3 protein-coding genes are annotated in these 2629 nt (G+C 66.1%); all 3 read left to right on the top strand.

Annotated features, from left to right (window positions below; genetic code table 11):
• A partial coding sequence (locus A612_RS07210) for an HlyD family secretion protein (protein ID WP_040436283.1) occupies nucleotides 1-447 on the top strand: 447 nt, incomplete at its 5' end.
• Nucleotide 448: 1 nt separating this feature from the next.
• Nucleotides 449-2221 (top strand): ATP-binding cassette domain-containing protein, encoded by a 1773-nt coding sequence (locus tag A612_RS07205; protein WP_040436282.1) that lies wholly within the window; start codon nucleotides 449-451, stop codon nucleotides 2219-2221.
• Nucleotides 2218-2629, top strand: a 412-nt coding sequence (locus A612_RS07200) for an ABC transporter permease (RefSeq protein ID WP_019373836.1), incomplete at its 3' end; no start/stop codon positions are given. The genes A612_RS07205 and A612_RS07200, both read left to right, overlap by 4 nt.

The raw sequence follows: 2629 nt of genomic DNA, 5'->3' as shown, positions 1-2629 counted from the left end.
CAGGCTGCCGCAGCGCAAGCCGCGACAGCCTTGGCGGACACCGAGTTGATGGCGCCCAGTAGCGGCACCGTCATCGCACGAGTGCGGGAGCCCGGCAGCATGGTCGCAAGCCAGAGCACGGTCTACAGCCTGAGCCTGGACAAGCCGGTTTACGTGCGCGCCTACGTGGGCGAGTCGGACTTGGGGCGCATCGCGCCCGGTACTGTGGTGCGCGTCAAAAGCGATTCATCAGAGAAGGTCTATCGCGGCCAGATCGGCTTCATCTCGCCGCGCGCCGAGTTCACCCCCAAGACGGTGGAGACGACGGATTTGCGCACGGATCTGGTCTACCGCCTGCGCATCGTCATCGACGAAGCCGACAGCGACAGTGCCTTGCGCCAGGGCATGCCGGTGACGATCGAGGTCGATGCGAAAGCCGGCACCCGTATCCCGGCGGGGGAGCGTTGAAATGCAGGCAAGCCCTGCTATCGCCGCCGTGCCTGCGGGTGCGGGCGAAGACGCTGCCGTCGTCATCGAGGGCGTGGACAAGCATTTCGGCGACATAAAGGCGCTGCGGGGCTTGAGCGCGCGCATCCACTATGGGCGGCTGACCGGTCTGGTCGGCCCCGACGGCGCTGGCAAGACGACGCTGATGCGGATTCTGGCCGGCCTCCTGGTGCCGAACGCCGGCCACGTCACCTTGGCAGGCTATGACGTGGTCAAGGACAACGACGCCATTCACGTCGTCAGCGGCTACATGCCGCAACGCTTTGGACTGTACGAAGACCTGACGGTGATGGAGAACATGCGCCTGTATGCGCAGTTGCGCGGCATGGATGCGGACCGCAACGCCGATCTGTTTGCCGAGCTGCTGGACTTCACGCGGCTCGGACCCTTCACCAAACGCCTGGCCGGCAAGCTCTCCGGCGGCATGAAGCAGAAGCTGGGCCTTGCCTGTGCGCTCATGGCGCGGCCGAAGGTGCTGCTGCTGGACGAGCCGGGCGTGGGTGTCGACCCGGTCAGCCGCCAGGACTTGTGGCGCATGGTGCAGGCGCTGACCGATGAAGGCATGGCCGTGGTCTGGTCCACCGCCTATCTCGACGAAGCCGAGCGCTGCGAGAGCGTGCTGCTGCTGAACCAAGGGCAGCTCCTGTTCGATGGCCCGCCGCAGGAGCTGACCGCACAGCTCGAAGGCCGCAGTTTCCGTCTGGAAGACGTCGGTGCCGAGCGCCGAGCGGTCCTGACCCAGGCACTCGACCTGCCCAGCGTGAGCGATGGCGTGATCCAGGGCGCCGGCGTGCGCGTGGTGTTGCGCGAGGGCGCTCAAGCGGAGCAGCTCCAGGCCCTGTCCGATCAGGCGCATGTGGGGCTGGCGCAGGTGCCTGCGCGCTTCGAAGACGCCTTCATCGATCTGCTCGGTGGCGGCCCCGGCGGCACTTCGATGTTGGCCGACCGTCTGCCGCCGGTTGAGCTGGGTTCCGACGTTGCCGTGTCGTGCCGAAACCTCACCAAGCGCTTCGGCGAGTTCACCGCCACCGACAACGTCAGCTTCGAGGTGCAAAAGGGCGAAATCTTCGGCCTGCTCGGCCCTAACGGCGCCGGCAAGTCCACCACCTTCAAGATGTTGTGCGGCCTGTTGAAACCAACTGCTGGCGAAGCGCATGTGGTGGGCCATGATCTGCGCCGCGCCACCGGCGCAGCCAAGAGCCGGCTCGGCTACATGGCGCAGAAGTTTTCGCTCTACGGCCTGCTCTCGGTGCAGCAGAACCTGGAATTCTCGGCCGGCGTCTACGGACTGGAAGGCAACACCCGGCGCGAGCGCATTGCCGAGATGATCGAAACCTTCGATCTGGGCGACTGGCTGTCCGCCACGCCCGATTCCCTGCCGCTGGGCCACAAGCAGCGCCTGGCATTGGCTTGTTCGCTGATGCACCGGCCGCCCGTGCTGTTCCTGGATGAACCCACTTCGGGCGTGGACCCGATCACCCGGCGCGAATTCTGGACCCACATCAACGGACTGGCCCGCAAGGGCGTGACCATCGTGGTCACCACCCACTTCATGGACGAGGCCGAATACTGCGACCGCGTGGCCATGCTCTCGCGTGGGCAACTGATTGCGCTGGATACGCCCGACGCGCTCAAACGTTCGGCGGTCAGCCCCGAACGACCCGACCCGACGATGGAGGACGCCTTCATTCACCTGGTGGAGTCGGCGGACCGCGAGCTGGAGGCCGCCACATGAACGGCACCACAAAGCACAAGGACGGGAATGGACCACAGCAGACCGACCTGCGCCATTTTGATCTGCGGCGCTTGATCGCCCTGGTCACCAAGGAAAGCTACCAGGCGCTGCGCGACCCCTCGACGCTGCTGATCGCGTTCGTGCTGCCGGTGGTGTTGCTGCTGCTGTTCGCCTATGCGGTGTCGCTGGATGCGAAGGATGTCCGCGTCGGCGTGGTGCTGGAGTCGCCCGGCGCTGCAGCGCAGGAGCTTGCGGCGGCCTTTGCCGGCACAAAGTTCCTGGATGCCCACTTCGCCCATGACCGGCGCGAAGTGGCCGACCAGCTGGTCTCAGGCGACCTGCGCGGCTACGTGGTGATCCCGCAGGATTTCGAGCAGCGGCTGGCCCAGCGTGGCAGCGAGCCGCTGG

Source organism: Melaminivora alkalimesophila, assembly GCF_000282995.1.
Lineage (GTDB): Bacteria > Pseudomonadota > Gammaproteobacteria > Burkholderiales > Burkholderiaceae_C > Melaminivora > Melaminivora alkalimesophila.
This window is presented reverse-complemented; position numbering and strand designations above follow the sequence as displayed.